24 protein-coding genes, 1 tRNA gene, 2 rRNA genes and 1 riboswitch are annotated in these 26,326 nt (G+C 38.9%); of the genes, 8 read left to right on the forward strand and 19 right to left on the reverse strand.

The window, feature by feature from the left end; all coding sequences use genetic code 11:
* The first annotated feature begins 65 nt into the window (after window positions 1–65).
* Window positions 66–1,802: a glycosyltransferase gene (locus AC1FXZ_RS20835; protein ID WP_480057259.1), complete on the forward strand. Its 1,737-nt coding sequence runs from the start codon at window positions 66–68 to the stop codon at window positions 1,800–1,802.
* Window positions 1,803–2,142: 340 nt separating this feature from the next.
* Window positions 2,143–3,339 carry an MFS transporter gene (locus AC1FXZ_RS20840; RefSeq protein WP_480057261.1) on the forward strand — a complete coding sequence of 399 codons (1,197 nt, stop codon included), beginning with the start codon at window positions 2,143–2,145 and terminating at the stop codon, window positions 3,337–3,339.
* Window positions 3,340–3,529: 190 nt separating this feature from the next.
* Here the strand turns inward: AC1FXZ_RS20840 and AC1FXZ_RS20845 are convergent, their stop codons facing one another.
* Entirely contained in the window at window positions 3,530–4,837 is a 1,308-nt protein-coding gene (locus tag AC1FXZ_RS20845) for a M20 family metallopeptidase (protein ID WP_480057263.1), read from the reverse strand.
* Window positions 4,838–5,206: 369 nt separating this feature from the next.
* Between AC1FXZ_RS20845 and AC1FXZ_RS20850 the strand changes: the two genes are divergently transcribed.
* Complete coding sequence (locus AC1FXZ_RS20850) at window positions 5,207–5,551, forward strand: hypothetical protein (RefSeq protein ID WP_480057265.1); 345 nt, start codon at window positions 5,207–5,209, stop codon at window positions 5,549–5,551.
* 247 nt (window positions 5,552–5,798) lie between these two features.
* Here the strand turns inward: AC1FXZ_RS20850 and groL are convergent, their stop codons facing one another.
* Both groL and groES read right to left on the reverse strand, forming a co-directional pair.
* A complete protein-coding gene (groL, locus tag AC1FXZ_RS20855) occupies window positions 5,799–7,442 on the reverse strand; it encodes a chaperonin GroEL (RefSeq protein ID WP_480057267.1) in 1,644 nt (547 codons plus the stop codon).
* A gap of 52 nt (window positions 7,443–7,494) precedes the next feature.
* A complete protein-coding gene (gene groES / locus AC1FXZ_RS20860) occupies window positions 7,495–7,779 on the reverse strand; it encodes a co-chaperone GroES (protein ID WP_480057269.1) in 285 nt (94 codons plus the stop codon).
* Between the two features lie 386 nt (window positions 7,780–8,165).
* Between groES and AC1FXZ_RS20865 the strand changes: the two genes are divergently transcribed.
* Window positions 8,166–8,891 (forward strand): CPBP family intramembrane glutamic endopeptidase, encoded by a 726-nt coding sequence (locus AC1FXZ_RS20865; RefSeq protein ID WP_480057271.1) that lies wholly within the window; start codon window positions 8,166–8,168, stop codon window positions 8,889–8,891.
* Window positions 8,888–9,106: a YdiK family protein gene (locus AC1FXZ_RS20870; protein ID WP_480057273.1), complete on the forward strand. Its 219-nt coding sequence runs from the start codon at window positions 8,888–8,890 to the stop codon at window positions 9,104–9,106. Before AC1FXZ_RS20865 ends, AC1FXZ_RS20870 begins: the two co-directional genes overlap by 4 nt.
* 106 nt (window positions 9,107–9,212) lie before the next feature.
* On the opposite strand, the gene AC1FXZ_RS20875 is transcribed toward AC1FXZ_RS20870, so the two are convergent.
* The 4 genes from AC1FXZ_RS20875 to AC1FXZ_RS20890 form a co-directional block, all read right to left on the reverse strand.
* Window positions 9,213–9,743, reverse strand: a complete 531-nt coding sequence (locus tag AC1FXZ_RS20875; RefSeq protein WP_480057275.1) for a DoxX family protein — start codon at window positions 9,741–9,743, stop codon at window positions 9,213–9,215.
* A 184-nt stretch (window positions 9,744–9,927) separates the two neighbouring features.
* Window positions 9,928–10,680, reverse strand: coding sequence for a twin-arginine translocase subunit TatC (gene tatC, locus AC1FXZ_RS20880; protein WP_480057277.1), 753 nt, complete (start codon window positions 10,678–10,680; stop codon window positions 9,928–9,930).
* Between the two features lie 17 nt (window positions 10,681–10,697).
* Window positions 10,698–10,880 (reverse strand): twin-arginine translocase TatA/TatE family subunit, encoded by a 183-nt coding sequence (locus AC1FXZ_RS20885; RefSeq protein ID WP_250097716.1) that lies wholly within the window; start codon window positions 10,878–10,880, stop codon window positions 10,698–10,700.
* A gap of 137 nt (window positions 10,881–11,017) precedes the next feature.
* Window positions 11,018–11,653 (reverse strand): redox-sensing transcriptional repressor Rex, encoded by a 636-nt coding sequence (locus AC1FXZ_RS20890; RefSeq protein ID WP_480057279.1) that lies wholly within the window; start codon window positions 11,651–11,653, stop codon window positions 11,018–11,020.
* 250 nt (window positions 11,654–11,903) lie between these two features.
* Here AC1FXZ_RS20890 and AC1FXZ_RS20895 point away from each other — a divergent pair, with 250 nt between their 5' ends.
* Window positions 11,904–13,844, forward strand: a complete 1,941-nt coding sequence (locus tag AC1FXZ_RS20895) for an ABC-F family ATP-binding cassette domain-containing protein (protein ID WP_480057281.1) — start codon at window positions 11,904–11,906, stop codon at window positions 13,842–13,844.
* A gap of 24 nt (window positions 13,845–13,868) precedes the next feature.
* On the opposite strand, the gene AC1FXZ_RS20900 is transcribed toward AC1FXZ_RS20895, so the two are convergent.
* From AC1FXZ_RS20900 to AC1FXZ_RS20950, 11 genes are all read right to left on the reverse strand, one after another.
* Entirely contained in the window at window positions 13,869–16,010 is a 2,142-nt protein-coding gene (locus AC1FXZ_RS20900; RefSeq protein ID WP_480057283.1) for a hypothetical protein, read from the reverse strand.
* Between the two features lie 456 nt (window positions 16,011–16,466).
* Entirely contained in the window at window positions 16,467–17,483 is a 1,017-nt protein-coding gene (gene tsaD, locus AC1FXZ_RS20905; protein ID WP_480057285.1) for a tRNA (adenosine(37)-N6)-threonylcarbamoyltransferase complex transferase subunit TsaD, read from the reverse strand.
* A complete protein-coding gene (rimI, locus tag AC1FXZ_RS20910) occupies window positions 17,476–17,937 on the reverse strand; it encodes a ribosomal protein S18-alanine N-acetyltransferase (RefSeq protein WP_480057287.1) in 462 nt (153 codons plus the stop codon). The genes tsaD and rimI overlap by 8 nt, the downstream gene beginning before the upstream one ends.
* Window positions 17,934–18,647, reverse strand: a complete 714-nt coding sequence (tsaB, locus tag AC1FXZ_RS20915) for a tRNA (adenosine(37)-N6)-threonylcarbamoyltransferase complex dimerization subunit type 1 TsaB (protein WP_480057289.1) — start codon at window positions 18,645–18,647, stop codon at window positions 17,934–17,936. Before tsaB ends, rimI begins: the two co-directional genes overlap by 4 nt.
* Entirely contained in the window at window positions 18,640–19,098 is a 459-nt protein-coding gene (gene tsaE, locus AC1FXZ_RS20920) for a tRNA (adenosine(37)-N6)-threonylcarbamoyltransferase complex ATPase subunit type 1 TsaE (protein ID WP_480057291.1), read from the reverse strand. The genes tsaB and tsaE overlap by 8 nt, the downstream gene beginning before the upstream one ends.
* A 5-nt stretch (window positions 19,099–19,103) precedes the next feature.
* Window positions 19,104–20,096 (reverse strand): thiamine-phosphate kinase, encoded by a 993-nt coding sequence (thiL, locus tag AC1FXZ_RS20925; protein ID WP_480057293.1) that lies wholly within the window; start codon window positions 20,094–20,096, stop codon window positions 19,104–19,106.
* Window positions 20,097–20,351: 255 nt separating this feature from the next.
* Window positions 20,352–20,425: transfer RNA gene (locus AC1FXZ_RS20930), tRNA-Met, on the reverse strand.
* Window positions 20,426–20,639: 214 nt separating this feature from the next.
* Window positions 20,640–20,755, reverse strand: a 5S ribosomal RNA gene (rrf, locus tag AC1FXZ_RS20935).
* Window positions 20,756–20,890: 135 nt separating this feature from the next.
* On the reverse strand, window positions 20,891–22,036 hold the full coding sequence (locus AC1FXZ_RS20940; protein ID WP_480057295.1) for a trans-sulfuration enzyme family protein: 1,146 nt from the start codon (window positions 22,034–22,036) through the stop codon (window positions 20,891–20,893).
* A gap of 5 nt (window positions 22,037–22,041) precedes the next feature.
* A complete protein-coding gene (gene crcB / locus AC1FXZ_RS20945; protein WP_480057297.1) occupies window positions 22,042–22,425 on the reverse strand; it encodes a fluoride efflux transporter CrcB in 384 nt (127 codons plus the stop codon).
* Window positions 22,422–22,835: a fluoride efflux transporter FluC gene (locus tag AC1FXZ_RS20950; protein WP_480057299.1), complete on the reverse strand. Its 414-nt coding sequence runs from the start codon at window positions 22,833–22,835 to the stop codon at window positions 22,422–22,424. The genes crcB and AC1FXZ_RS20950 overlap by 4 nt, the downstream gene beginning before the upstream one ends.
* A 188-nt stretch (window positions 22,836–23,023) precedes the next feature.
* Window positions 23,024–23,189: riboswitch (M-box (ykoK) riboswitch) on the forward strand.
* A gap of 231 nt (window positions 23,190–23,420) precedes the next feature.
* On the opposite strand from AC1FXZ_RS20950, the gene mgtE reads away from it, so the two are divergent.
* Window positions 23,421–24,782 carry a magnesium transporter gene (gene mgtE, locus AC1FXZ_RS20955; RefSeq protein ID WP_480057301.1) on the forward strand — a complete coding sequence of 454 codons (1,362 nt, stop codon included), beginning with the start codon at window positions 23,421–23,423 and terminating at the stop codon, window positions 24,780–24,782.
* A 136-nt stretch (window positions 24,783–24,918) separates the two neighbouring features.
* Window positions 24,919–25,515 (forward strand): DedA family protein, encoded by a 597-nt coding sequence (locus AC1FXZ_RS20960; RefSeq protein WP_480057303.1) that lies wholly within the window; start codon window positions 24,919–24,921, stop codon window positions 25,513–25,515.
* Window positions 25,516–26,208: 693 nt separating this feature from the next.
* On the opposite strand, the gene rrf (AC1FXZ_RS20965) is transcribed toward AC1FXZ_RS20960, so the two are convergent.
* Window positions 26,209–26,324, reverse strand: a 5S ribosomal RNA gene (gene rrf / locus AC1FXZ_RS20965).
* Between the last annotated feature and the right edge of the window lie 2 nt (window positions 26,325–26,326).

Genomic DNA, 26,326 nt, shown 5'->3' on the forward strand with positions numbered 1-26,326 from the left:
CATAAATTCGTCCCACCCTCCCAAATGACATAGTCAACCTCTTTATAAATGACATACTATGTAAAATGAATAATAAGGAGGGAAATTCATTGAATATCGTGAGTACATCTAACGATCAATATTCTCAGCACTTAGGAGTGATGCTATACTCCTTGTTTGAGAACACAAAAAGGAGAGAACTCCTTAATATTTTTATTATTGATGGCGGTATATCAGCAGTCAATAAACAAAAGCTTAACAAGGTTACAGGCAAGTTCAACAAAGACATCACATTTCTCACACCAGATAACGCCCTTCTTAAGGAACTGCCAACAGAATCAACCATTGGCTACATCACAAAAGAAACCTATTATAGAATTATTCTACCTAAATTATTAGATAAAAGTATAAAAAAAGTTTTGTATCTTGACTGTGACTTGATAGTGAAGGAAGACATCACCGAACTATGGAATACCGATATCAAAGACCATGTTCTAGCCGGGGTCGATGAGTCCTGCCTTTTTGACTCGATAAAAAGAAAGAGATTAGAAGAAGAGTTAGGCCTACCAAGAAGATCCCCTTATTTTAACGCGGGCGTATTATTACTGAATATAGAGAAATGGAGAGAAACTAGAGCGTCCAGTCGAATCATTGAATATGTAAAAGAACATCCAAAACTAACATTTATGGATCAAGATGCACTGAATGCAGTTCTTCATAAAGAGTGGCTCCAACTTGACTACAAGTGGAATTACACCAGATACCACTGGAAAAAAATATTAGTTGCTAAGCCTGCAATTATACATTTCTGTGGACGGAAAAAGCCATGGAACTCAGAAATTCGTTTCAAAGAAGACTATTTTAAATATCTAAATTTATCCATGTGGAAAGCGGAAGAAGAACGATTACAGCCTAAAGTTTCTGTAATTGTACCTGTCTATAACACTCAAAAATATTTGAAGAGATGTTTAGATTCATTATTGAATCAAACCTTTAAAGATATTGAAATAATCATAATCAACGATGGATCTACTGATGATTCTCAAAAGATCATTAATCAGTATCATGAGAAATACCCTAACAAAGTCGTTCCATTCATTAAGGAAAATGAAGGACTAGGTATTGCACGTAATATGGGCATCAAAAAAGCAAGAGGTGATTATTTAGGTTTCGTTGATTCTGATGATTGGGTCGAACATGAAATGTTTGAGAAATTGTACAAAATGGCTAGTCGTGGGCATGATTTTGTTATTTGTGATTTAGTTGAGATCAAAAAGAAGTATAGTGGCCCTAGAGGGAAAGGACGGAAAAGACGAAAAGTGCGCGAGGTACGTAAGGTAAAAAGGGGTTTTACAGGAAGTTCTTTCAGCCATCGTCAAGCCGTTTTACATTCTACTAATGCTGCATTTGCTTGTAATAAACTAATCAAAAAAAGTTTATTTGATTTCAGTGTATTTACCGATAAGTGGTATGAGGACCTCGGCACCATCCCTTTATTGTTAACAAACGCTAGTTCACCTGCCTACGTCGAGGAACCATTCTACTATTATAAAAGGCGGCCTAACTCAATTACTAGCAGCAACGACAGCAAAACTCTCGGCGTTCTCCACTCATGGAAAAGGTTGCTTACACAAGCAAATCCAAAATACCAACAAGAGATCGTATTTTCTGTAGCAAACAGCATTTCATCGTTTCTAATCTATAAACCTAAATTTGCAGCTCAATTCATTTCATTTGCTAAAGAACACCAAAATATTATTAAGAATAATATTTACTACAAAGAAGCTATTCAACAGGGTATACTCAAGGACTTGTTTAACTAAATAATGTAAATAAAGAATAACTAATTATAGGAAAGGCTTTGCGACAGTTTAGAAAAACTGATAAAAAAGCCTTTCTCTATTATTTGCAAAACATAATAGGTACAAACTCTTTATTCATAGTTACATATAATCATGTGAAGCATTCAAATAATTGCATTGCAGGTATATCCTTACTAAGTTATCTTGTTGTTCATCCTACTTTTTAAACATTCTTTTATATGTGTTGTATAAACAACACATCGCATGAACTATTGGTATCGATCGTTTTTAATAGAAACTATAATAAAAATAATAAATTGAGGGAGCTGGTTTTAATCCTAACAAAATTGGAGGTAGTAACTTGAAACAAACAAAATTGTGGACGAAAGACTTTATTATCATGTCTTCCACGTCTTTTTTCATTTCATTAGTCTATTTCTTACTAATGACAACATTAGCTGTTTATGCCATTCAACAATTTAGTGCTTCAGAAAGTATGGCTGGTCTTGCAGCTAGTATTTTCGTTATTGGAGCCGTTTTTTCTCGTCTTTTTACGGGTAGATATATTGAAACAATTGGACGTAAAAAGGTGCTTTTTGTAGGGCTTTTTTTATTTTTGATAGCAACCTTGCTCTATTTTACCGTAACAAATATGTATCTGTTATTGTTGGTTCGCTTCATTCACGGAGCTGCATTCGGAATATCAACAACCGCTTTAGCAACCATTGTAATGGATATCATCCCCAAGGAACGTCGCGGAGAAGGAACTAGTTACTTTTCACTGAATATTACCTTAGCAACATCGATTGGTCCATTCCTTGGCCTATATATTAACCAACATGCAGACTTCTCAATGATCTTTATCGTATGTACCATTCTTTCTATTATCAGCGTTATTATTTCATTATTTTCAAAAATCCCACGGTCAATGATGACAGATGACCAGCGCAATTCCCTAAAAGGGTTTAAATTATCAAATTTCTTTGAGAAAAAAGCCGTCCCTATTTCATTAATGATTACTATTATGGCGTTTGTTTATTCAGGAATCTTGTCTTTTATTACTACCTATGCAACTGAAATTAATTTAATAGAAGCTGTAAGTTTCTTTTTTCTTGTCTATTCAATCGTTCTCTTAATCTCGAGACCATTCACTGGCAAATTATTAGATAAAAAAGGAGATAACTATGTTATCTATCCAGCCATCATTTCATTTTCAATTGGTCTATTGATTCTTAGTCAATCTTACAATAGCCTCACCCTTCTCTTAGCAAGTGTGTTCATCGCACTCGGATTTGGAACGATGCAATCTTGCTTTCAAGCCATCGCCATAAAAGAGTCGCCACAGCACCGGGTCGGACTCGCGACTTCCACTTTTCTTATTTGTATGGATTTAGGAGTTGGAATCGGCCCTTTTCTATTAGGTGCCATCATTCCGATGTTCGGCTTCCGTGGATTGTATCTAACATTAGCCATTGTGGTTTTCTTATGTATCTTTTTATACTATTCTCTGCATGGGAAAAAAGCTGCAGATCAAAAAATGTATTCAAAAGCGAGTTAGGAACATTACAATTAATATATCGCGACAGCACTCTTCTATAATGAGGCGTCCATCATGCATGGGAGCCTCATTTTTATTACTACCTTAGAAGCTCAATAAAGAAAAAAGCCTCTCAAAAAGTGCACTGAATCCACAAGAAGCAACCCAAAAATCCTGACGTTACTCCACATAAAGTTTAGCGGAAATAAATTTAAAATGACCTAAGATAGTTAATTGCCGCCTCAGCATATACCTCAGCAGATTCTACTAAATTCTCCACTGATACCCTCTCATCATACCCATGGATAGTGTGTTGCAGCCCTGGACCATAAAGGACGGTATCAATGCCATTGCGTCGGAAATGACTGGCATCACTTGAAGCAAGCAAGAGTACGCTGAAGACGGGTTCTTCCATTCCGAAGACACGCTGGATTCCCCGTTCTGTTGCTCGCACAATTGGACGATGCTCTAAGGTCCAGTTTGGGTCATTGTAGGGTACCATTGGCTCTACAACCACACCTGGGGCTACAGCACTGACAAGATTCCTAGCAACATCAAGTACAAACTCAGGTTTCATACCAAATGGAATTCGGGTATCGACTTTAATGATACATTTGTCTGCGATGACGTTCACATTTGTTCCACCCTGGATTACACCAGGATTGTAAGAGGGACGATAAAGTAACTGTGATAGTAAGGGATTTCCTAGACGCTGAGATAGGAACCACTCAGTATTGTACAGAAGTTGACCAAGCTCTGCCGGAGGCGTTGCCTGGAGCTCCAATAGCTTTGCTAGCGCTTCGACCGCAGCAGCTCCTCTTCGCACAGCAGATATTCCAGAAAGTGGATGTTGGCTGCCATGCCCAGCCTCACCTGGTATGGTCACCTGCATCCATCCCTTGGTCTTCTCACCGGCATTCGGATGATAAGGGTGCGTTGGTTCACCAATCAGACAAGCATCACCCTTAATCAACCCTTTATCCAGGAGCGAGGACACCTCAATGCCACCAGTCTCTTCATCCGGAGAGGCAATAACTCCTAGGCTACCTTTCAAATTAAGAGTGGGGGCTAATTCCTGAAGTAGTCCTGCCACAAAAATCTGTGATGCTAAGCCTCCTTTCATATCGGAGGCTCCCCGCCCCAACAGCATACCTGACCTAACTTCTCCTGAGAAAGGTTCAAAGGTCCAACGTGAACGATCACCTGCAGGTACGACATCTGTATGTCCACAAAATAGGAGGCGTGGACCATGTGTCCTGTTTAAGGGAGCATCACAGACCACGGTGACCAGCCCATTTTCCTTGCGGCGATGCTCGGTAACGAAGAACCCTTTTGCTGCTAAGTAGTGGCTAATATAGCGTCCGATTTCCACTGACCACTTCTTAAACTCTGGCGATGGATTTACAGATGGAATTCGAATAAATGAGGCAGCAAGTTCAACTAATTCTTGTTTCCTTGACCTTATCAGTTGCCGGACCATTCTGTTACTCATATAAATACATCCCTCCATGTTCAGCATTCGTCGTTGTATCTCTATACTATTCTATGTGCTGTTCCTAGAACATATCTCTTGGGGGACTTAATTGTAAAATTATTCCACAGAAAATATAAAACAAAGTTGGAAAGAGGGGCGTCAAAATAGGAGGGAAAGAGCCCTTATAGTGGCTGTGACTGGTAGAAAGATCGTGGAAGAGGAACTCTTCATTTTTTTTGTGCATCACAGTGAAAAAGTTGCTGCAGATGGAAGGATGGATCAAGGATGGACGTCATGATTAGTGGAATCATTTTGTTAATGTTATCCATTCTGTAGTTGCCTTTAAATTCCTGTTTCTAAAAACTGGTTACAAAAAGGGATATAGGGAAAAATAATAGAAAAGGAGGGATAAGAATGAGTAATCAAGAACACAGTCATCACGTTCACGAGAACCATCCTCACAAGCACAGTAGTGCTTGTGGTCATACGAAAATACGTCACAATGACCATATTGATTATGTCCATAATGGGCATTTGCATCACGAACATAATGGCCATTGGGATGAATGTAACATTCCCGTTAGTGATAAGAATCCTGATGGATGTAATGAAATTAGCTGCGGCTGTGACCACTCAAATGATTGTGGTCACGAATTAGTACCACATGGTGATCATATGGACTATTTAGTAAATGGACGATTACACCATGTTCACGGAGATCATTGTGATGATCATGGCCCCGTGGAACTTGTACAATAATCAATAGAGTGAAAAAGGTGGTTCTCAAAAGACTTTTTGCCTTTGAGACCACCTTTTCTTATCATATTCTTAAATAGGTTTAAAAATAAATTAAGAATAGATACAAAAAAATGAAAAAAGAAGCCTCTCAAAAGTTCAGTGAACTTTTGAGAAGCCTCCGTTAATTAACCTCAATGTTAGCAAAATGTTAGCATTTCACTCTCACCTTACCAACAAACCCAATAATACCAAGGGTTCGAGGGGCGGATTACATCATGCCGCCCATTCCACCCATACCGCCCATGCCGCCCATGTCAGGCATGCCTGCGCCACCAGCATTTTCTTCTGGTTGGTCAGCGATAACAGCTTCAGTAGTTAGGAACATAGCTGATACACTTGCTGCGTGTTGAAGCGCAGAACGTGTAACTTTTGTTGGGTCAACAATACCAGATGCAACCATGTCTACCCACTCGCCAGTAGCAGCGTTGTATCCTTGGCCTACGTTTTCACCTTTAAGACGCTCAACGATAACAGATCCTTCAAGACCTGCATTGTGTGCGATTTGGCGAACTGGCTCTTCAAGAGCACGTAGTACGATGTTAACACCAGTAGCTTCGTCACCGTCAGCTTGAACTGCTTCAACTGCTTTGATTACATTTACAAGTGCCGTACCACCACCAGCTACAATACCTTCTTCAACTGCAGCACGAGTTGAATTTAATGCATCTTCAATGCGTAGTTTACGCTCTTTTAGTTCGGTTTCAGTTGCAGCACCAACTTTAAGAACTGCTACACCACCTGCAAGTTTAGCAAGACGCTCTTGTAGCTTTTCTTTATCAAACTCAGAAGTTGTTTCTTCAAGTTGAGCTTTAATTTGGTTAACACGTGCAGCGATTTGATCAGCAGCACCTGCACCTTCAACGATTGTCGTGTTCTCTTTTGTTACAACAACTTTTCCAGCGCGTCCTAGTTGATCAATTGTTGCAGACTTAAGGTCAAGACCTAGGTCCTCAGTGATCACTTCTCCACCTGTTAATGTTGCAATATCTTCAAGCATTGCTTTACGACGGTCACCAAATCCAGGAGCTTTAACAGCTACTGCGTTAAATGTACCACGTAATTTGTTCACTACAAGTGTCGCTAGCGCTTCACCTTCAACATCTTCAGCGATGATAAGGATTGGCTTACCTTGTTGCACAACTTGCTCAAGAACAGGAAGAACTTCTTGAATGTTTGCAATCTTCTTGTCAGTGATAAGAACGTATGGGTTATCAAGAACTGCTTCCATCTTATCAGAGTCTGTTACCATGTATGGAGATGCATATCCACGATCGAATTGCATACCTTCAACTACTTCTAGCTCAGTAGAGAAACCTTTTGACTCTTCAATAGTGATAACGCCGTCGTTTCCAACACGGTCCATTGCTTCAGCGATGATAGAACCAACTTCGTCATCAGCAGAAGAAATAGCAGCAACTTGTGCAATTGACTCTTTTCCTTCGATTGGCTTAGAAATGTTCTTAAGCTCTTCAACTGCAGCTACAGTAGCTTTTTCAATTCCTTTACGGATTACCATCGGATTCGCACCAGATGTAACATTTTTAAGACCTTCACGGATCATAGCTTGTGCAAGAACTGTTGCAGTTGTTGTTCCGTCCCCTGCAATATCATTTGTTTTGCTAGCTACTTCAGCAACAAGCTTAGCACCCATGTTTTCGAATGCATCTTCAAGCTCGATTTCTTTTGCAATCGTTACACCATCATTAGTAATTAATGGAGAACCGAATTTTTTCTCAAGAACCACGTTACGTCCTTTTGGTCCAAGCGTTACTTTCACAGCGTTTGCAAGTGCATCAACACCACGCAGCATAGCGCGACGAGCGTCTTCACTAAACTTAATATCTTTTGCCATGATAATACCTCCTAAAAGTTATTTTATATGTAGAGACTAAGCTCTTTCGTTATTAGCCGATAATTGCAAGAATATCGCTTTCACGTAAAATTAAATATTCTTTTCCTTCGTATTTCACTTCAGTACCAGCATACTTTGAAAAGATGATAGCATCTCCTTCGCTTACTTCAAGAGCAACGCGCTCACCGTTGTCAGTCACACGACCAGTACCAACAGCTACCACTTTTCCTTCTTGAGGCTTTTCCTTCGCAGAATCTGGTAATACAATTCCGCTAGCAGTTTTTTCCTCTGACTCAACTAGTTCAATTACAACACGATCACCTAATGGCTTTAACAAGGAAAACACCCTCCTTCAAGACCTTTAATTTAATTTTATTATTAGCACTCAAGTGCGTCGAGTGCTAACACAATTATTATAATAATCATAACTGGGTTTATTTGCAAGCTTTTTGCAAAAAAAAATTGTTAAATTTCCACTCGTTTTCTTTACAAAAGTTTATAACCATCGTGTAAGAAACCCTACATAATCAATACTATAGTTACATAATGTAGTAAAAGGTCAAGCCATAAGAGAAACAAACCTTCTTTATCTTATCCAATATAAACCATCCTAATTCACAGTACTTCAATATTGCATCAAGGCTTTCCTTCAGCTTTTATGTAATACATATGGTAAAATATGAAGATGCATTTTGAGAATTTTTAACAAAGGAGTATTGCACATTGAATAAACGCTATTGGTGGATTCTAATTACATATGTACTAATGCAATTTTCCGCAGTTCCTGGTGTCTTGCTATTACGCGAACTTGGCATACCACGAGAACAAATTCCTGGAGTATGGACTTTATTTAGTTTCAGCATGGGCTTGATCATTATCTTGCTTCTGCTACGTCCCGATATGAGAGAGCGACATCTTAGAAAAGATCGCTCCACAAGAGGGGAAGCCATTCGGTGGTCCATTATAGGGGTATTTTTAGTATTTGCTGCTCAATACGCAGCTGCCTTAATTAATATGTTTGTCTTTGGAGTTGAACCGGGTTCCGAAAATACAGAGGTTATTGTGAATTATGCAAAAGCTTTTCCTGCTATGATTATTGTGGTTTCTATAATAGGCCCAATCCTTGAGGAAATAGTTTTTCGTTTAGTTATTTTCGGTGCACTGTACAAGCGCTTTAACTTCTGGATTGCCGGCTTTGTTAGTTCCTTTATTTTCGCTGCGATCCATATGGATTTTGAGAATTTACTGATCTATACAGCCTTAGGCTTTGTATTTGCCTTTTTATACGTTAAAACGAATCGTATTCTCGTTCCAATTGTGGCACATGTAGCCATTAACCTGTTTGTTTCTATTGTTAATGTATTATTAGCTGATCGCCTTGAAGATTGGATTGAACAGTTAGAGCAGCTTGAACAAACAACATCATTTATCATTGGAGGATTATTATGAAAGCATCTCCCATGTTTATGGCACTCCTCTACTTTTCCATCGGTGTGTTACTAATCTTTTTTGCCATTCAAAATGTTAGCAATGCTGGTTGGAACTTTTGGAGTTATTTAATTGTTTCATTTGCTGCAGTCGATTTCATGATTGCTTACCGCTTTTATCGCTTGCGTAAAGTAATTAAACAACTTCAGCAACAAAATAAGAAGAAGAAAGACTAGTAATACACTGAAACTATATTGATCTAAACGAAAAGGGGATGTGCCAAGAAGGTCTGAACTTGACCTTTTGACACATCCCCTACTTTCACGATCTATCCCTCAAAATTTAAGCCACTTTTTTTAATTTTGCTTCAAAACGTGGTTCTTTGCTTCTCATTTTACTACTAATAGCATTTTTCAAATATGGTAATACCCAACGATCTCCACCGTAGCGTCCTGCATTTGCACCTGCTACTAAAATGAACATCGAAATCATGATCATCCAAGGATTTGTCGAAATTGTTCCTGCAAACAAGAATGACATGTTCATCACGACACCGAAGAATGCTGCTGCTGAAGTTAGTACACCTAAAATGAGTCCTAATCCTACCAATACTTCTCCCCACGCTACAACTACACTAAATAAATCTGCATTCGGAATAGCGAAGGTTTCCAAGAATGTTACGTAGTTCGGATAAACAAGCGCTTCTCCATTCACTACTGGATTTGCTACTGATCCTTGTAAATATCCACCTGCATTAAAATCTCCTGTTACTTTGCCCCAGCCTGCTGTTAACCAAGCCCAACCTAAGTAAACACGTAAGAATAACCATAAACCAGCTATATATTTGTTTTCTCTGAAAAATTGTCCAATCATTATAGAAATCCTCCTTTTAGTATTGCTCAACTCTTCACAAATACTTGTGAATGTTTTCACAACCTTGTTATAACCATAGTATAAAACATCAAAACAGGCTTGACTACCCCACTTGGCTAGTTGTCAAACTTTGTTCACTATTTCACAAACGGTAACTAAAAAAGAGTGTTGCCATTGTTGGCAATCACTCTTTGCTCGCTTCTTCTCGTTCTCTCTCTAACCGTTTAACTTTTCGATACGTTAAGTAAGAGACCCAAATACTAAATTCATACAGCAGTAATAACGGCAGGGTCACCATTAAATGAGATAAAATCTCTGGTGGTGTTATAAAACCAGCGATTACAAGTAAGATAAAATAAGCAAATTTCCTAAATTCGGTTAATAAAGCCGGAGTTAAAATTCCTAACCGTGTAAAAAACATCATGATCACTGGCAGTTGAAACAACAATCCAAACGGAATTGTTACTTGAAATAAAAATTGAAAGTACTCATTTATACCATATTGTTCGGTAATCCCTAATCGTTCAGATAAATTCCCCATAAACTGTACGATAAATGGGAATAGCACAAAATACGCAAAAGATAGCCCCGTTAACAGCAAAATAAAAGCAAACGGAATATAGGCAAGTGTTGCTTTTCTTTCTTTCTCATGGAGTCCGGGACTAACAAAAGCCCAGAGTTGATATAAAATGATCGGAAAAGTAATAATAAGTGCACTCGCAAACGCAAATGTCATAAAGACCCGTATCGGATCTGTCATTTTAAATGCATTCATCGGTAAATCTTGAGCTGTAGGTGTGCTTTGTAAGTAAGTGATTAATGGTGTAGCTAAAAAAAAGCCGGCAATAAGAGCCACAATGAAGAAGACTAAAGTTATCATAATTCTTCGTCTAAGCTCCACTATGTGGTCCATTACCGACATGTCTCGTTGTTCCATTTATAGCCCCTTCCTACTTAGGCTTTATCGTTATCTTTTTTCTTATTTTCATCTTCATCTGCTAAGCCTTTTGTTGCATTCTTAAACTCACGTAATGTATTTCCAGCAGCTTTTCCTAACTCTGGTAACTTCTTTGGACCAAAAATTAATAAAGCAACGATCGCAATTAATGCGATACTACCTGCGCCTAAACCACCCATGGGTAGCACCTCCTTGTCCTAATTACTATTATAGAGCGTGTTAAAAAAGATAGCAATGACTCCTTATGGTTGGAAATTTGTACATGCTATCTAAGGTACTTCTAGTAGGCTAAAACTTGTCCCATTTTAATAACCTTTTATACCGGGTAATGCTTTAAAAAATACACTAATGCTTGTAATTCAACTGAAAGGTCAATATGGTGGACGCGTACCGAATCTGGTACATCAAGTCTTGCTGGAGTAAAATTTAAAATGCCTTTTATCCCTGATTCTACTAACTGATCAGCAATCTTTTGTGCTGCAGCTTGTGGTACAGTTAAAATAGCAACGGTTACCTCAGGGTCCAGGACCTGTTTTAAGTCTTTTAGATGGTGGATGGTTACTCCACCTACTTCCTCACCTATTTTAGTCTCATCCACATCAAAAGCCTTCACAATGTGTGTATTATTATTCTTTGAGAAATTATATTGTAAAAATGCAGTTCCTAAATTTCCAACACCAACTAGAATAACCTTCGTTAACTCATCATGATCAAGTGTTTTTCGAAAAAAGGAAAGCAAATAATTCACATTGTAGCCATATCCTTTTTTTCCAAGCGCACCAAAATATGAAAAATCACGTCTAATTGTTGCTGAGTCGACTTTTACGGCCTCACTTAATTCTGTTGATGATACTCTTTGTTTTCCCGAGGCAGAGAGATTCTCCAAGAACCGATAATAGAGTGGTAATCGCTTTGCTGTTGCCTGTGGAATCTTGGTTTGATCAATTTTCATCTATTGCCTCCCTCCTATTATCCTTTGTATGGCTTTAAGAATAACGTTATTGTACACTATTTCACACAGTTTGTAATCGTTTTACAAAACTGTTCATTAAGTTGTTGAGAAATCTATTCTACGATACACTAAAGGGAATAAGCAAAAGATTTATTTTTCCTATTTTTACTTGAAGCTATATATACTGAAATGTCATCTAGTCTAAATAAAGCAATACAGAATTAACTTTAGTTAGTTAGGAATGAAAATCATGATTATTTTACAATGTATAAATATTTCTAAAGCATTTGGGGTTGACCCCATCTTAACAAATATTAAGCTTGATATCCAAACAGGAGAGCGCGTGGCCTTGGTTGGTCGAAATGGTGCGGGAAAATCAACCCTCTTAAAAATCATTGCTGGTCAAATTTCTCATGACAGTGGGCAAGTTATGATGCCAAAAGGAATGAATCTAGGTTATCTAGCACAAAACACAGGTCTTGAGTCTGAATTATCGATCTGGGAAGAGATGTTAACCGTATTTGCTCCACTTCGGAAAATGGAGCAACAAATCCGAGATATGGAAATGCAGATGTCCGACCCAGATTTACTTCAAAACAATCAAAAATATGAAAAGCTTTTAAAAGAGTACGATCAACTTCAACTTTTGTTCAAAGATAAGGGTGGGTACCAATACGAAGCTGATATTCGTGGTGTGCTCTCTGGAATGAACTTCGCAGATTTTGATTACGATACAAAAATTGCAACGTTAAGTGGCGGCCAAAAAACAAGACTTGCTTTGGCAAAGCTATTGTTAACTAAACCGGACCTCCTTATTCTCGATGAGCCTACTAACCATCTTGATATCGCAACGCTTACGTGGCTTGAGCAATACCTAATCGGTTATAAAGGGGCAATTTTAATCGTTTCCCATGATCGTTACTTTCTCGATAAAATCGTTACTTCGGTTGTAGAGATTTCAAGAGCGAAGTCAACGAAATATCCAGGCAATTATAGTGCCTACCTAGATGAAAAAGCGAAACGTTATGAATTAGAATTAAAACAATATGAAAAGCAGCAAGATGAAGTAGCAAAATTAGAAGATTTTATTCAACGAAATATTGCAAGAGCATCGACAACGAAGCGAGCACAAAGCCGGAGAAAACAACTGGATCGCATGACATTACTTGATCGTCCAGCAGGGTCAGAAAAGTCAGCTTCCTTCTCTTTCATGATCGAACGACAAAGTGGTAAAGAAGTTCTCCGAGCGACTGATCTTCATGTTGCTTATGGAGAGGAGACGATTTTTAAAAACGTAACCTTCGATCTTGACCGTGAAGAAAGTGTTGCGTTAATTGGTCCAAATGGTGCAGGAAAATCAACGTTATTAAAAGCATTGATGAACGACATCCCTCTTACAGACGGGACGATTCGTTTTGGCAGCAATGTAACAGTCGGCTATTACGATCAAGAACAAGCAAATTTAAAATCGAACAAGCTTGTTCTCCATGAGCTTTGGGATGACCACTCACTTTTGCCTGAGAAAGAAATTCGCACGGTGCTTGGAAACTTTCTTTTCAGTGGCGATGATGTGTTAAAGCCAGTCTCTACTTTAAGTGGGGGTGAAAAGGCTCGACTAGCGCTCGCTAAGCTAATGATGAAAAAAGCAAATCTTCTCATTCTTGATGAGCCTACTAACCATTTAGATCTTGAAGCAAAAGAAATATTAGAAAACGCCTTAATTGACTATCCAGGAACATTGTTATTTGTATCCCATGATCGCTACTTTTTAAACAGGATTGCAACGAGAATGGCTGAGCTAGAAGATGGGCAAATCACCAATTATCTTGGTGACTATGATTATTATATTGAAAAGAAAGAAGAAATGGCTGAGCGTGAATTGTTGAACCAGCAAGAAAATGCTACATCAAGTCAATCCACTAGTACTTCAGAAGGAATACAATCAGACAAACGTTCCTATGAGCTCGATAAAGAGGCCAAGAAAGCCGAACGACAACGTCTGCGAAGAATTGAGGAAATAGAAAATAAAATCGATTCTCTCGAAACTGCACTAGCTGAAAAAGATGAAGCACTTTGCGACCCTGCTATTTATTCAGATCATGAAAAAGCTCAAACACTGCAACTAGAAATCGATGAAACACAAGCCACCATTGAAGCACTCATGGAAGAATGGGAACAGTTACAGGAATAAAACAAAAGGGGGTCAGACACCGCTTTACTTCGATAAAGCAGTGTCTGACCCCTTTTGGTAGTAATGTGCCGATACGACACAGAACATCGATGTAGCTGCTGCAACCACTCCTGAATCATTTAATAGCAATAAAGCAAATGATGCAACTACTCCTGTTTGCAAAAATAGTTGCTTATCTAAGCCTTCGAGTTGAAGCCTTTTGCGCCACAAGATAATTGCTCCGAGTAAATAACTCGTTACAAAAAGTTGCGTCCAGTTCGAATGTCGAAAGATCTTAACATTCATTGCTAGCTTTCGCTGTATCGTATCAAAAATATAGCGAATGTCGCCACTTAATAACCGTTCAAACGCCATGCCGATATGAGTTGGTTCTCCAGCTAATTGGAGTACATATAAAAAGATAAACAACACACCGATTGCCCCTATAAAAAGTAGAAGTAGAACTTTCCAAGACCATTTCTCAAAAATAAGACGATACAAGAAGAACGAAAAGGCAAGCCCTGCCGACAACGTCGCCCCGGCATTCGTGCCTAATGTATTTTTCCCCAATACGACAACCACAAGCAAAAACATCAAAAATACACAAACCACCGAAATCCATTTCCGTTGATTCTCTATTAACGGACTCAATACCATAATAGCTGAGATCAAGTATACTCCAGCAAATTCATTCCCAATCCCGTAATATCTAGCCCCAATAATTGGGTCATACCCTAAATAAGAACGTTGCATTAACTGGGATCCCAATAGAACATCCACCGTTATCAGAAAGAAGGTGGATACTCCAATCCAAAAAATTGGCTTCTTGCTTCCCTTTTCTATAAGATATCCACATAATAAGGAACTTGCAATCAGTAAGAGTACAAACCCACTTACTCCAATTGATTTCACAACCCCAGATAGCGCTAGAAACCAAACTGGTGACCAGAGAGCTGACAGCAATATCAGTCTTGTGATGTATCGCCATGTTTGCCTCTTGTTCGAACCAAAAAACCCATAAATAGCAGCTCCAATTAGCGCAACAACAAGGCATGTAATATAGATTGAAAGAACGCTTGCTCGACTTTTGTAAATTAAAACGACCTCATCAACCGCATGGAAAAAAGAGAGTTTATCCACAACGCCAATATCTTCTTGTATGATTACATTGCCGGGAAATCTATCAGCCTGCAAATTAAAGGCTGACAAAAAGGTCGGAACTAGATCAAGGCTGCTCATAATATATTTTTGTCTTGTTGTACTTGATGTGAGGAATCCTCCTGGTTTCTCTCCCCAATAAAAGACAGGAGCTAATTGTTGTTTTTGATCGTATGCTTGTTTGTGCATCATAGGAGAAACAAGCCAGAGCTCTTTCACCTCAACACGAGCTCTTTCAATGAAAGAACTTAACTGTTGTAATTGGTGAGCTTTTTCATTTTCAAAATGAGAATCCTCCATATAATGCATTTGATCATAGAGCCGGTAGAAATCTCCCCATTCTATTACGAGAAATCGTCTTCCACTTTCCCCACCTGTTGATAGTTTGTTAATAAGAAATTCAGAATCCATCTCAAGGCCCTTAGGAGAGGCAGCGCTGCTTTTCACTGCTCGATTTATTTGTCCATTGACATAGCCATTTTGATCTACTGCTAGCAAAGAGCCATAACGAATCCTTTCTTCTAATAGATCACTATGACCATACACTTCTCGTCCAATTCCTGCCTCTTTTAACATTTCTCCAAAATCACCGATATTCCCACGATGAGTCCCTTGCTCATTTTTATTGTTCAATCTGTGAAAATCAGGGTGTACCAAACCACTCACTTGTTCTTTTCCAGTTAACTGTTGCAACCATTCACTTGCTTGAAATCCGTTTATTTGCTCATCAGACTCATAACTATTCCACCCTTGTACACCAACTGCCTTTACCCCGGCTCCCATTGTGACCATATTATTAAGGTATGAATAAGGTCCATCCGGCCGTATATTCATTGCTCCAATTGCAGCATCCTGCCACAGGGTAGTCTCTCCCGTTTTGTGGATAAGCCAATCTGCTTCAGTCATAGACAGTCCAGGTACTAATATTACAAGTATTTCAGTACCATCCCTATCTGTTTCAGCATAGCTATCAACCGGAGATATCAAAATTAAACCAATTACACATACAAAAAGAATGCTTCTCGACATCGCCCTCAAACCTTTTTGGCTAATATTCTGAAATATCCACACTATCCACATAGTTATCAACAATAAAAGTCCCTATTTACTAGTACTCTATGTATTTGTACACATTATCCACTAAGTTATCCACATATAAGTTAATAACATTTTTTTTCGCGTTAGACCTAGGCATTTTATATTTACCCACAATGTTAACAATGTTGTGGATAACAGTTGTTAACAACTAATTTTTACGAATTACGACAAAAATCAATAATAAAATATAGCGATTCTTCCTTATTCGAATACAAAACTCTACAAAATCATTCAAAACTTTAGGTCTAAAACGTACAGTTAGTTAATATACTTAATGACTTATTCACAACACGAAAAGTGACATTAAAAGTACTTCCTTATCCAATTTCGACAAAAAACCACTTATTGATAGCATTTGCTCCAATAAGTGGTTTTAAACATAATTCATCACTGTTGTTCCAAATCTAATCCTGGGTTTCCATTTAAATCATATGACGAAAACTTTTTGTTTTTCAATTTTACACTAGCAGCTGCCCCAATCATCGCCGCATTGTCTGTACATAGTGACAATGGTGGTATTAAAACCTCAACAGATGAGGTGGAGAATTCATCCTCTAATGCTTTTCGCAACCCTTTATTTGCTGCCACTCCTCCAGCTAGAAGCAATTGTGAGACCTCATATTGCCCAACTGCACGTTTTGTCTTCCCGACTAACACTTCAATCACACTTGCTTGAAAACTCGCTGCAACATCTTCCATTTTCACTTCTTCACCACGTTGCTTAAGATTATGCAATTTATTTATAACCGAAGATTTCAATCCACTAAAACTAAAATCAAATGAATCTGCTTCCAACCAGGAACGAGGAAAATCAATCGTTTCGTTTCCTTCTAACGCTAATCGGTCAATATGTGGACCACCTGGATAAGGCAAGCCAAGTGTTCTCGCTACTTTATCATAGGCTTCACCAACTGCATCATCCCTCGTCTCACCTATGATCTGAAAATCACCATCTTCCTTCATATACACGAGTTCTGTGTGACCTCCAGAAACAACTAAAGTTACTAAAGGGAAGGAGATCGGCTGAACAAGTCGATTAGCATAAATATGGCCTGCGATATGATGAACACCAATCAATGGAATATCATGCGCAAAAGCAATCGCTTTTGCTGCGTTAACACCGATTAATAATGCACCAACCAAACCAGGTCCCTCAGTTACAGCAACTGCACTTAAGTCAACAAATGACACACCTGCTTCTTCCATTGCCTGCTCAATGATAATAGTAATTTGCTCAACATGATGACGCGATGCCACCTCTGGTACTACACCACCAAATCGTTTATGACTTTCAATTTGAGATGAAACAACATTGCTCAAAATCGTTGTTCCATTTTCAATAACAGCTGCCGATGTTTCATCACAACTTGTCTCTATTGCTAAAATTAATTCCTTTTCACTCATTTATACTCACCCACATCACTAAAGCATCTTCTAAATTGTCGGTATAATAATTTTTTCTTATGCCACCTTCAACAAATCCCATTTTCCGATACAGTCCTTGTGCAACGACATTGGACACTCGCACCTCTAAAGAAAGCTTCACTACACCCATATTTTTTAAAAAAGTCATTACATATTGCAACAAACGATCTCCGTGACCTTTCCCTCTATGATTTGAATGGATCGCAATGTTGGTCACTTGAGCCTCATCCATCACAATCCATAATCCACAGTATCCGATAATCTCACCATTTAGTTCATAGACAAGGTATTGAGCAAAATGATTTGAGGTAAGCTCATTTAGGAATATAGCTTGATCCCAAGGGGTCGGGAAGGCATCACGTTCGACTGCCATAACTGCTTCTAAATCATCAATTGACATAAAACGTATTGTTTCTTTCTCTTGCTCAATCATTTTTGCTCGCCCTTTTCTTTCTGGGCCTTTTGCCAGTTCGCTTCTGCCTCTGCAAGCTGTATATAATTCGGTACGAAAGAATGAACCGAGTTATCCTCAGACAACGCCTGTCCTAATCGTGCTAATTCTGCCGGTCGAGGTAAATGCATTGATCCCGTGGCAAAACGCGCCAACTCACCGAGCCGTTCACGAATTAAGATATGATGCAATTCAGCATCTTGCCCGATAAATAGCACTGGTTTTTCGAACTCTCCTAAATAATCAAGCCAGTCTGTTAACATAACCAACTGGTCATCCTTCACTTCACTCACGTTAAATTCAACCGCCTCATAATGTCCTGTATATACTTGGCCACGCCTAGCATCCATTAGAGGCGAAACAATCCCTTGAAAGAAACGACCAGATTGCGCCATCACTGCAATGCTCGATACCCCAATCACTGGTATTCCCAAAGACCAAGCTAACGTTTTTGCTGTTGTTACACCAATACGCACCCCTGTATAGGAGCCTGGTCCCTTTGCAACAACCACTTTCGTTAACTCATTTGGTTTTACACCTACTTCTTTCATAAGTTGATCAATTGCAGGCATAAGCCTAATCGAATGATTTTTCTTAATATTTGTTGTTATCTCACCTAACGTTTTATCACCATCTGTAACAGCTACCCCCATTACAAATGAGGATGTATCTATTGCCAATGTTTTACTCATCACGTAACTCCTTCAATAATTCCAAAGAACGAATCCCTGTTGATTGAACCGTAATTTCCCTAGTCAACTCATCTTTATGGAACAAAGAAATTACCAGTCGATCCTCCGGTAGCTGACTTGTTATCATGCTTGGCCATTCAATGACAGAAACCCCATCTCCATAAAAGTATTCCTCAAGACCTAAGTCCTCCATTTCATCTTCCATCCGGTAAACGTCCATATGATATAAAGGCAGTCGACCGTTGTATTCCTTTATAATAGTAAACGTCGGACTGTTGACTACACGCTTCACACCAAGCCCTTTTGCAAATCCTTTTGTAAAACTCGTCTTTCCAGCCCCCAGATCACCTTCAAGAGTAATCACATCTCCAGGTTCTACAATTGTTGCTAACCGTTCTGCTAGTAGCATCGTCTCTTCCGGGGATTCCGTTATGAGGTTCCATTTTTCCACTGCATTCACCCACGCTTTTGAAAATGATTATATCCGTTCTTCTCTAACTTTTGACGTTGATTGCCTTCTAGTAAAAATACACCAGGCTCTCCTTCTTCAACAGATCCAATAATATGAAAACCCAAACCTTTGTGATGAAATTTCACTGCTAAATCAGTAACATCTTCTGTTGGCACCGTTCCAATCAAGACAAAGTCCTCTCCTCCAAAGAGAGCAAAGTCAAGCTGTTTCTGACGAGAATAAGAACTCATCGCAGGATGAAGAGGAAGTTTCTCTGCATCAATAACGACTCTTGCTTTACTCGCTTCGGCTAACTCATTTGCTTCACTAGCAACACCATCACTAATATCATTCAGGGAAATCCGTTTTCCTGAAGCCAGTAAAATCCTTCCCTCTTCAACATGAGGAAATGGCTCCTGATGAGCACTTACCAGGTCTTGTTCCTGTTTTGAAAGGCTCGCATCTAAACCTTTTTCAAACAATAAGTCTAAACCAGCTGCTGACTTGCCTACACAGCCGGTTACAAATAAAACATCACCAGCTTTAGCCTGATCGCGATATAGCGCCATGCCACGTTCGACCATACCAATTGCTGTAACGGTTAAGACAAGAGTATCCTTTGTAGAAACGGTATCGCCACCGATCAAATCCATTTGGTAAGCACTCGCTATTTCACTCATCCCTTTATAAATTTGGGCTAACTCCATTTCAGTCCAAGCAGAAGGGATCGAGATGGAGACGAGATAATACATCGGAATAGCTCCCATCGCAGCAAGGTCGCTTACATTAATCGCTAATCCCTTTTTTCCAACTTGATAAGGAGTTAGGGTGTCACGCCGAAAATGCACTCCCTCGACCATTGTATCGACACAGACAACCTGATCCATCACTTCTGACCCAGAATACACAGCCGCATCATCACCCACTCCTCGAACGAGTGTGGGCTGATATGTTTTTTTAGGAGAAATTCTAGAAATAAACGCAAACTCATCTTCCATTTTAACCGACCCTCTCCAATAGAATCATTTCTTTACAAAAAAACCTTAGGATTTCTTCCCACCTAAGGAACGTCTCTTCTAGTTTATCCGATTTTTCATAAAATGCCCAATGGATTACAGAAGAAAGAATGGAAAAATGCTATTTCCTTCTATATAAATAACCAAAAAGTTAAAGATCGCCTACTTATGAAGATGATTCGACTATAAATTCACATCAAAAAAGCCGAAACAAATTTGTTTCGGCTTTTTTCGGTATTGCGGGGGACGGATTTGAACCGCCGACCTTCGGGTTATGAGCCCGACGAGCTACCAGACTGCTCCACCCCGCGTCGCTATGAAGTAACAGACGTTGCTTTTGCAAAGATGTCGTCTTTTCCTCTTCTCGTAACGCTTTGATGTATATGCGTCAAGACATGTCGATGGTTATTCGACGATGTTTCGCTGCATGCTCCACCCCGCGTCGCTATGAAGTAACACGATGTTCGCTTTTCCTCTACAACATGTAGTCTAGCCAAAGCGAAAACATTTTATACAAAGAAATTAGCCCGGCAACGTCCTACTCTCACAGGGGGAAGCCCCCAACTACCATCGGCGCTGAAGAGCTTAACGACCGTGTTCGGCATGGGAACGGGTGTGACCTCTTCGCTATCGCCACCAGACTATTTTCTCTAACAAAATATATCTTATCATTCTTGCCTTATAAATGCAAGTTTTTTTATTAATAAATTCTTTCTTAATACAAAAGTACACAGGAGTATATTAGGAAAGTTCATCATATACTCCTGTTAAACCTCTTATTTAGCAGCTTTTTCAATCGCTTGTGTAAATGCCTCAATAATGTCTTTTTCATCTTCAATTCCAACGGAGATCCGAACCAGTTGAGTACCTATTCCAAGTTCTTGTCTCAACTTATCTGGAACTGTACGGTGAGATGTGCGCAAAGGATAGGACACTGTTGTTTCGACACCTGCTAATGTTGGAGCAATTTTCACCCAGCCAAGTGAACGAAAAAACTCTTCAACATTAATATGATCAGCCAAATCGACACTAACCATCGCTCCATTACCTTTTTCAGAGACAAATTTAGGGTAAAACACTTGAGTTACTCCCTCATGTGCTTCAAGAGCCTCTGCTAGCATTTTTGCATTGTGGCTTTGTCTTTCCATACGAACACTTAATGTTTTCAATCCACGGCAAGCTAGCCACGCTTCAAAAGGACTTAAGTTACAACCTATCGTAATAACTTTCCCTTTTGCTGTATCAATTAAAGATTGTTCCCCAACAAGAACACCTGCCGATACATCACTATGGCCCCCGATATATTTTGTCGCGCTATGTACAACTAAGTCAGCACCTAGTGTAGCCGGTTGTAATAAAAAGGGTGTCGCGAATGTATTATCAATCATTGTTTTAACACCTTTTTCTTGGGCTAACGCAATCACTGCTTTTAAATCCTCAACACGAAGAAGTGGATTTGTTACTGATTCTGTATAGATTAATACAGTTTTATCTGTGAAAGCTTCTTTTACAACATTATAATCTTGAAATGATACAAAGCTAACCTCAATCCCAAAATTCGGAAGCTCTTGGGCAAATAATTGATAAGTTCCTCCATATAAATCATCTGAAGCAAGAATATGGTCTCCAGGACTTGCCACAGCAAGTACTCCAGCTAAAATAGCTGACATCCCTGAAGAGGTTGCTACGCCGTCATCTGTCTGCTCAAGCAGAGCAATCCCTTTACCCAAGTCATCAGTATTGGGATTGCCATATCTAGAGTATAAATACTCTTTCTCGCCTTTAAAAAAGCTTTCCATGTCATCTAAATCCGTAAAAACGAAAGCAGATGTTTGATAAATGGGTTTTGCTTTACTTGTATTTCTAGCAGGTTCTTTTGTTTGAAAATGTACAGTCTTTGTATTAAAGTTTGTTTCGTTCATTCTTTTCATCCCCTAATAATCATTACAAATCCGAAAATAAACATAAATATTGAACCAATAATCGATAAACTTATGTAGGAACCAAGTTGTTTCCATGCTTTCTTCTGATAAAGTTGAATCGATTCTGTGCTAAAAGTCGAAAAAGTAGTAAAAGCACCAAAAAAGCCTATTCCTACTATTAAAAATAATGGATCTTCGTATGCACCAAGTGGGATCATTCCGTAATAGGATCCATAAAAGACACCTAAACCTAAAGCCCCTAGTAGATTGACTATGAGCATAGCGATCGGAAATGGCGGGGTAGGAAATCGTTTCATGATCGCTAATCCTAGTAAATATCGACAGATGGCTCCTGCCCCTCCACCAATACTAACAAGCAGAAGATTCATCCTTGTACCTCCTCTTGTTTTAGCATGCGCTCTCCTAGTTTCTTTCCAAGGACATAGCCAGCTAAAGCGCCTATTAGGCCTCCAATTACAGATACGGTAATATACATTGCACTACTCCACCATGTATGCTCAAGAAACAAAAACACACTATCACTTGCAAGTGTTGACATTGTTGTAAATCCACCACATAAACCAACGCCAAGGCCTGCTTTTACCCATTCCCGTGGAACTTTATACACGAACCAACCTGTTAAGAAACCAAGTAAAAGACTTCCACCGATGTTCTCAATGAGAGTCCCTAACGGATAACCAGTTGCTAAAGTATATAAATTCAGATAATAGCGAAGACTCGTTCCGACTGCTGCACCGACTGCAATCGCTCCTACATTTTTCAAAATACTCTGATTCAAAGTAATACTCCTTAATTCGTACGAATAGTTTGATTTTATCTCACTAATTGAGGTCTCGCAAGTTCCTCTCGATGATTCAGGTCAGTTTTTCTTAGTTGTTTAAATTGTTTTGCTCGTTTGCCTAGCAATCTACTTAGAACAATTGACATGGCCTTGCATATGTTATAGGGTAGAGGATGTGAAAAAAGTGAATACCTCGTTAGGTGAGGCTCCTGTGCTGGAGATACGCTGCTGCCCAAAAATGTCTAAAGACGCCAATGGGTCAACAGGAACTATCGAAATAAGGTGGTTCTTAATGTAGCTGGCTACGTCCTATGCCGCACAGTGCTAAAGCTCTACGAATAGAGGCTGTTACTTCTCATAAAAGAAGGATTATTTGTGTTATTTCAAGACACCTCGCATTCGTCAGAGGTGTCTTTTTTCTATCATAAGAATCAATCTAGTAAATTTGTATTTGTTAAGGAGGTGTATGTATGGATAAGAGTCCTGAGCCCGAACCCAATAGGCATAACTTAATTAAACGTTTATTTAATCCACATGCACCTCACTGCCTGTGGTAACTCATCTAAGAGGGAGGGGTATAACATGGTCAGACTTAACAACGATACTAGAGAAGAATATGCTAAACACTTACTAGATTTAATGAATAATGGAGAGATCGATCAACTCCGAGAAGATTTTTTACAACTCCACCCAGCTGACCAAGCTGACTTTCATTTAACACTTGAGAAAGAACAACGACAGAGCTTTTACCAAATTATCAGCCCCGAAGAAATGGCTAATATTTTCCAAGCTCTTGAGCTAGAGGTACAAAAAGAGATACTTGTCGAATTAGATGAAAACTATGCTGCAGAAATGATCAATCACCTTTATGCTGATGATGCAGCCGAGTTTCTCTCTGAATTAGATAATGCTGAGGCTGAGGCTATTTTAAAAGCTATGAATTTAGAAGATGCAAACGATGTAAAAGAATTAATGGCCTATCCACCTAAAACAGCAGGGGCAATCATGACAAAAGAGTTTATTTCTTTAACCTCTACCCATACAGCACAACAAGTTATTGAACAATTACGGTCTGAGGCACCTAACGCAGAAACGATCTACTACCTCTATGTTGTCAATGAGCGTAAGCAACTTGTGGGTGTTGTATCATTAAGAGACTTACTAACAGCTCAATCAAATGAAATTGTGGAAAATTTGATGAGTACACGAGTAGTTTCTGTTCTCTCTAATACAGATCAAGAAGAAGTCGCTAAACTTATCAAAAAGTATAACTTTTTAGCGGCACCTGTTATCAACTCAGATGAAATTCTTCTAGGTATTGTTACTGTTGATGATGTAATCGATGTATTAGAATACGAGGCGACAGAAGACTTAGGAGAGTTCTCTGCTGCGCGTGGAGCAACCGATGTAAATGTATCAGCCTTTACCGCTGCAAAATTACGTGCACCTTGGATTGTCTTACTCATGTTCTTTGGTTTACTAACAGCCGGCGTCATTGAACAATTTGAAGAAACTCTCAACCAAATCATATTACTTGCTGCTTTTATCCCATTATTGATGGGTTCAGCTGGAAATGCCGGTACACAATCACTTGCTGTAGTTGTCCGTGGACTTGCACTGGGTACTCTTGAAAGAAAAGGCCTATTTCGTACCCTGTTAAAAGAGTTTAGTACCGGAATGATGATTGGATTAATATGCGCCTTAACTTTATTAATCATCATCCCTATTTTTTATGGAAGTTGGATGGTGGCAATCATTGTTGGAATATCAATCTTTTGCTCATTAAGTGTTGCAACAATTGTTGGCGCTATCGTGCCTCTCATTATTAATAAACTAAAAATTGACCCTGCCTTTGCATCCGGTCCTTTCATTACAACAGTAAATGATATTTTAGGTCTTCTAATCTACTTTTCAATTGCAACTAGTTTACTTCATTATCTATAGGACTGTAGAACCAAAAGAGTTACTCATTGCACACATGCTGTGAGTAACTCTTTTTTTAAATTCCCTAATATCTCAACTCGTTTCCTTCCTTTAAATTCGCTATAATGGGAATAGTTCTTTTAGATAGGAAGATATTATGGAAATCGTTAAACATATAATATTTGAATATGGTTATGTAGGGATATTTTTAGCACTCGTTGGAGGGATTATCGGCCTTCCTGTGCCAGATGAAGTATTACTTGTGACCATTGGCTACTACGCGTACCTTGGGAGAGTCGACCTCTATACTGCATTAATCAGTTCATACTTTGGATCCATTATCGGTATCACTATTAGCTATATTCTTGGGGCGAAACTAGGTCTGCCGTTTCTATTAAAGTATGGTGAGAAATTTTATTTAACAAAATCTAGAATAACAAAAGCCCAGTATTTGTTTGCCAAGCATGGTGCATGGCTATTATTACTAGGATATTTCATTCCGGGGATTCGCCACATTACCGGTTATTTAGCCGGAATCTCTCGTTTGAATTTACGAACCTTTATGCTTTACTCCTATATTGGCGCATTATTTTGGGTGGTTTTATTTGTTTTATCAGGATACGAACTCGGATTAAAATGGTACTTTATTAAACAATCGTTTGAAACATATAAATTTATTATTTACTTTGCTATATCAGCTATTATTGCAGTCATATCTATAATATATTTTTTAAAAGTTATATCTAGAAGATGAACCAATTTTCTGCTTCTAAGGTTTCTTCACCAATCATCAGGAAAGTTTCGAGGGTTCTGTCAAAGGTTACATACTCAAACGCCTGTGTCGTTAAATTGGTGGTACGACAATAACCTCGTCCTTTACGGGACGAGGTTATTTCTAGTTCTTGAAGGTGGTCTTTTCACTGTATTCAACAATGTTCACAAGTTCTATTCAAACTACATAATATAAGTGAATCATTTAAAGGAGGAGCAAAGTTATGTATTCATACTACGGTTATCGACCATATCCTGTAAGACCCTATGTATATCCACCACCCTTTTGGTTTTATCCCCCTTATTGGGGACTTCCACCGGTTCCCCCATTCTGGCCACCTCCATTTCCAATTATTCTTTGAAAAAGAAGCTGTATCAAAAGACGAAAATAGGGATGGTACGACTCGATTAACTTCTCCCCGATTGGAGAAACTCACACCTCTCAAGGCTTAATAAATGTAGTAACTCCACTCATTGCTTCTGAGGTGTCCCAAAAGTGAAATTTCTAGCTTTTAGGACACCTCCTTTTTTTATGTTAAAAGTAAATTATTGCGAAGAGAAAGACTTCTTCTAAGTGGCAAGTTTCATTTCACAAAAGCTCTCACAATGCAAACGTCTCTTCCAAATTTATATATATTAAAAAAGCATTCCATAATAATGGAATGCTTTTTTAGGAGCCTGGCAACGTCCTACTCTCACAGGGGGAAGCCCCCAACTACCATCGGCGCAAAAGAGCTTAACGACCGTGTTCGGCATGGGAACGGGTGTGACCTCTTCGCTATCGCCACCAGACT

Source organism: Halalkalibacter sp. HAAS-P014 (assembly GCF_056619965.1).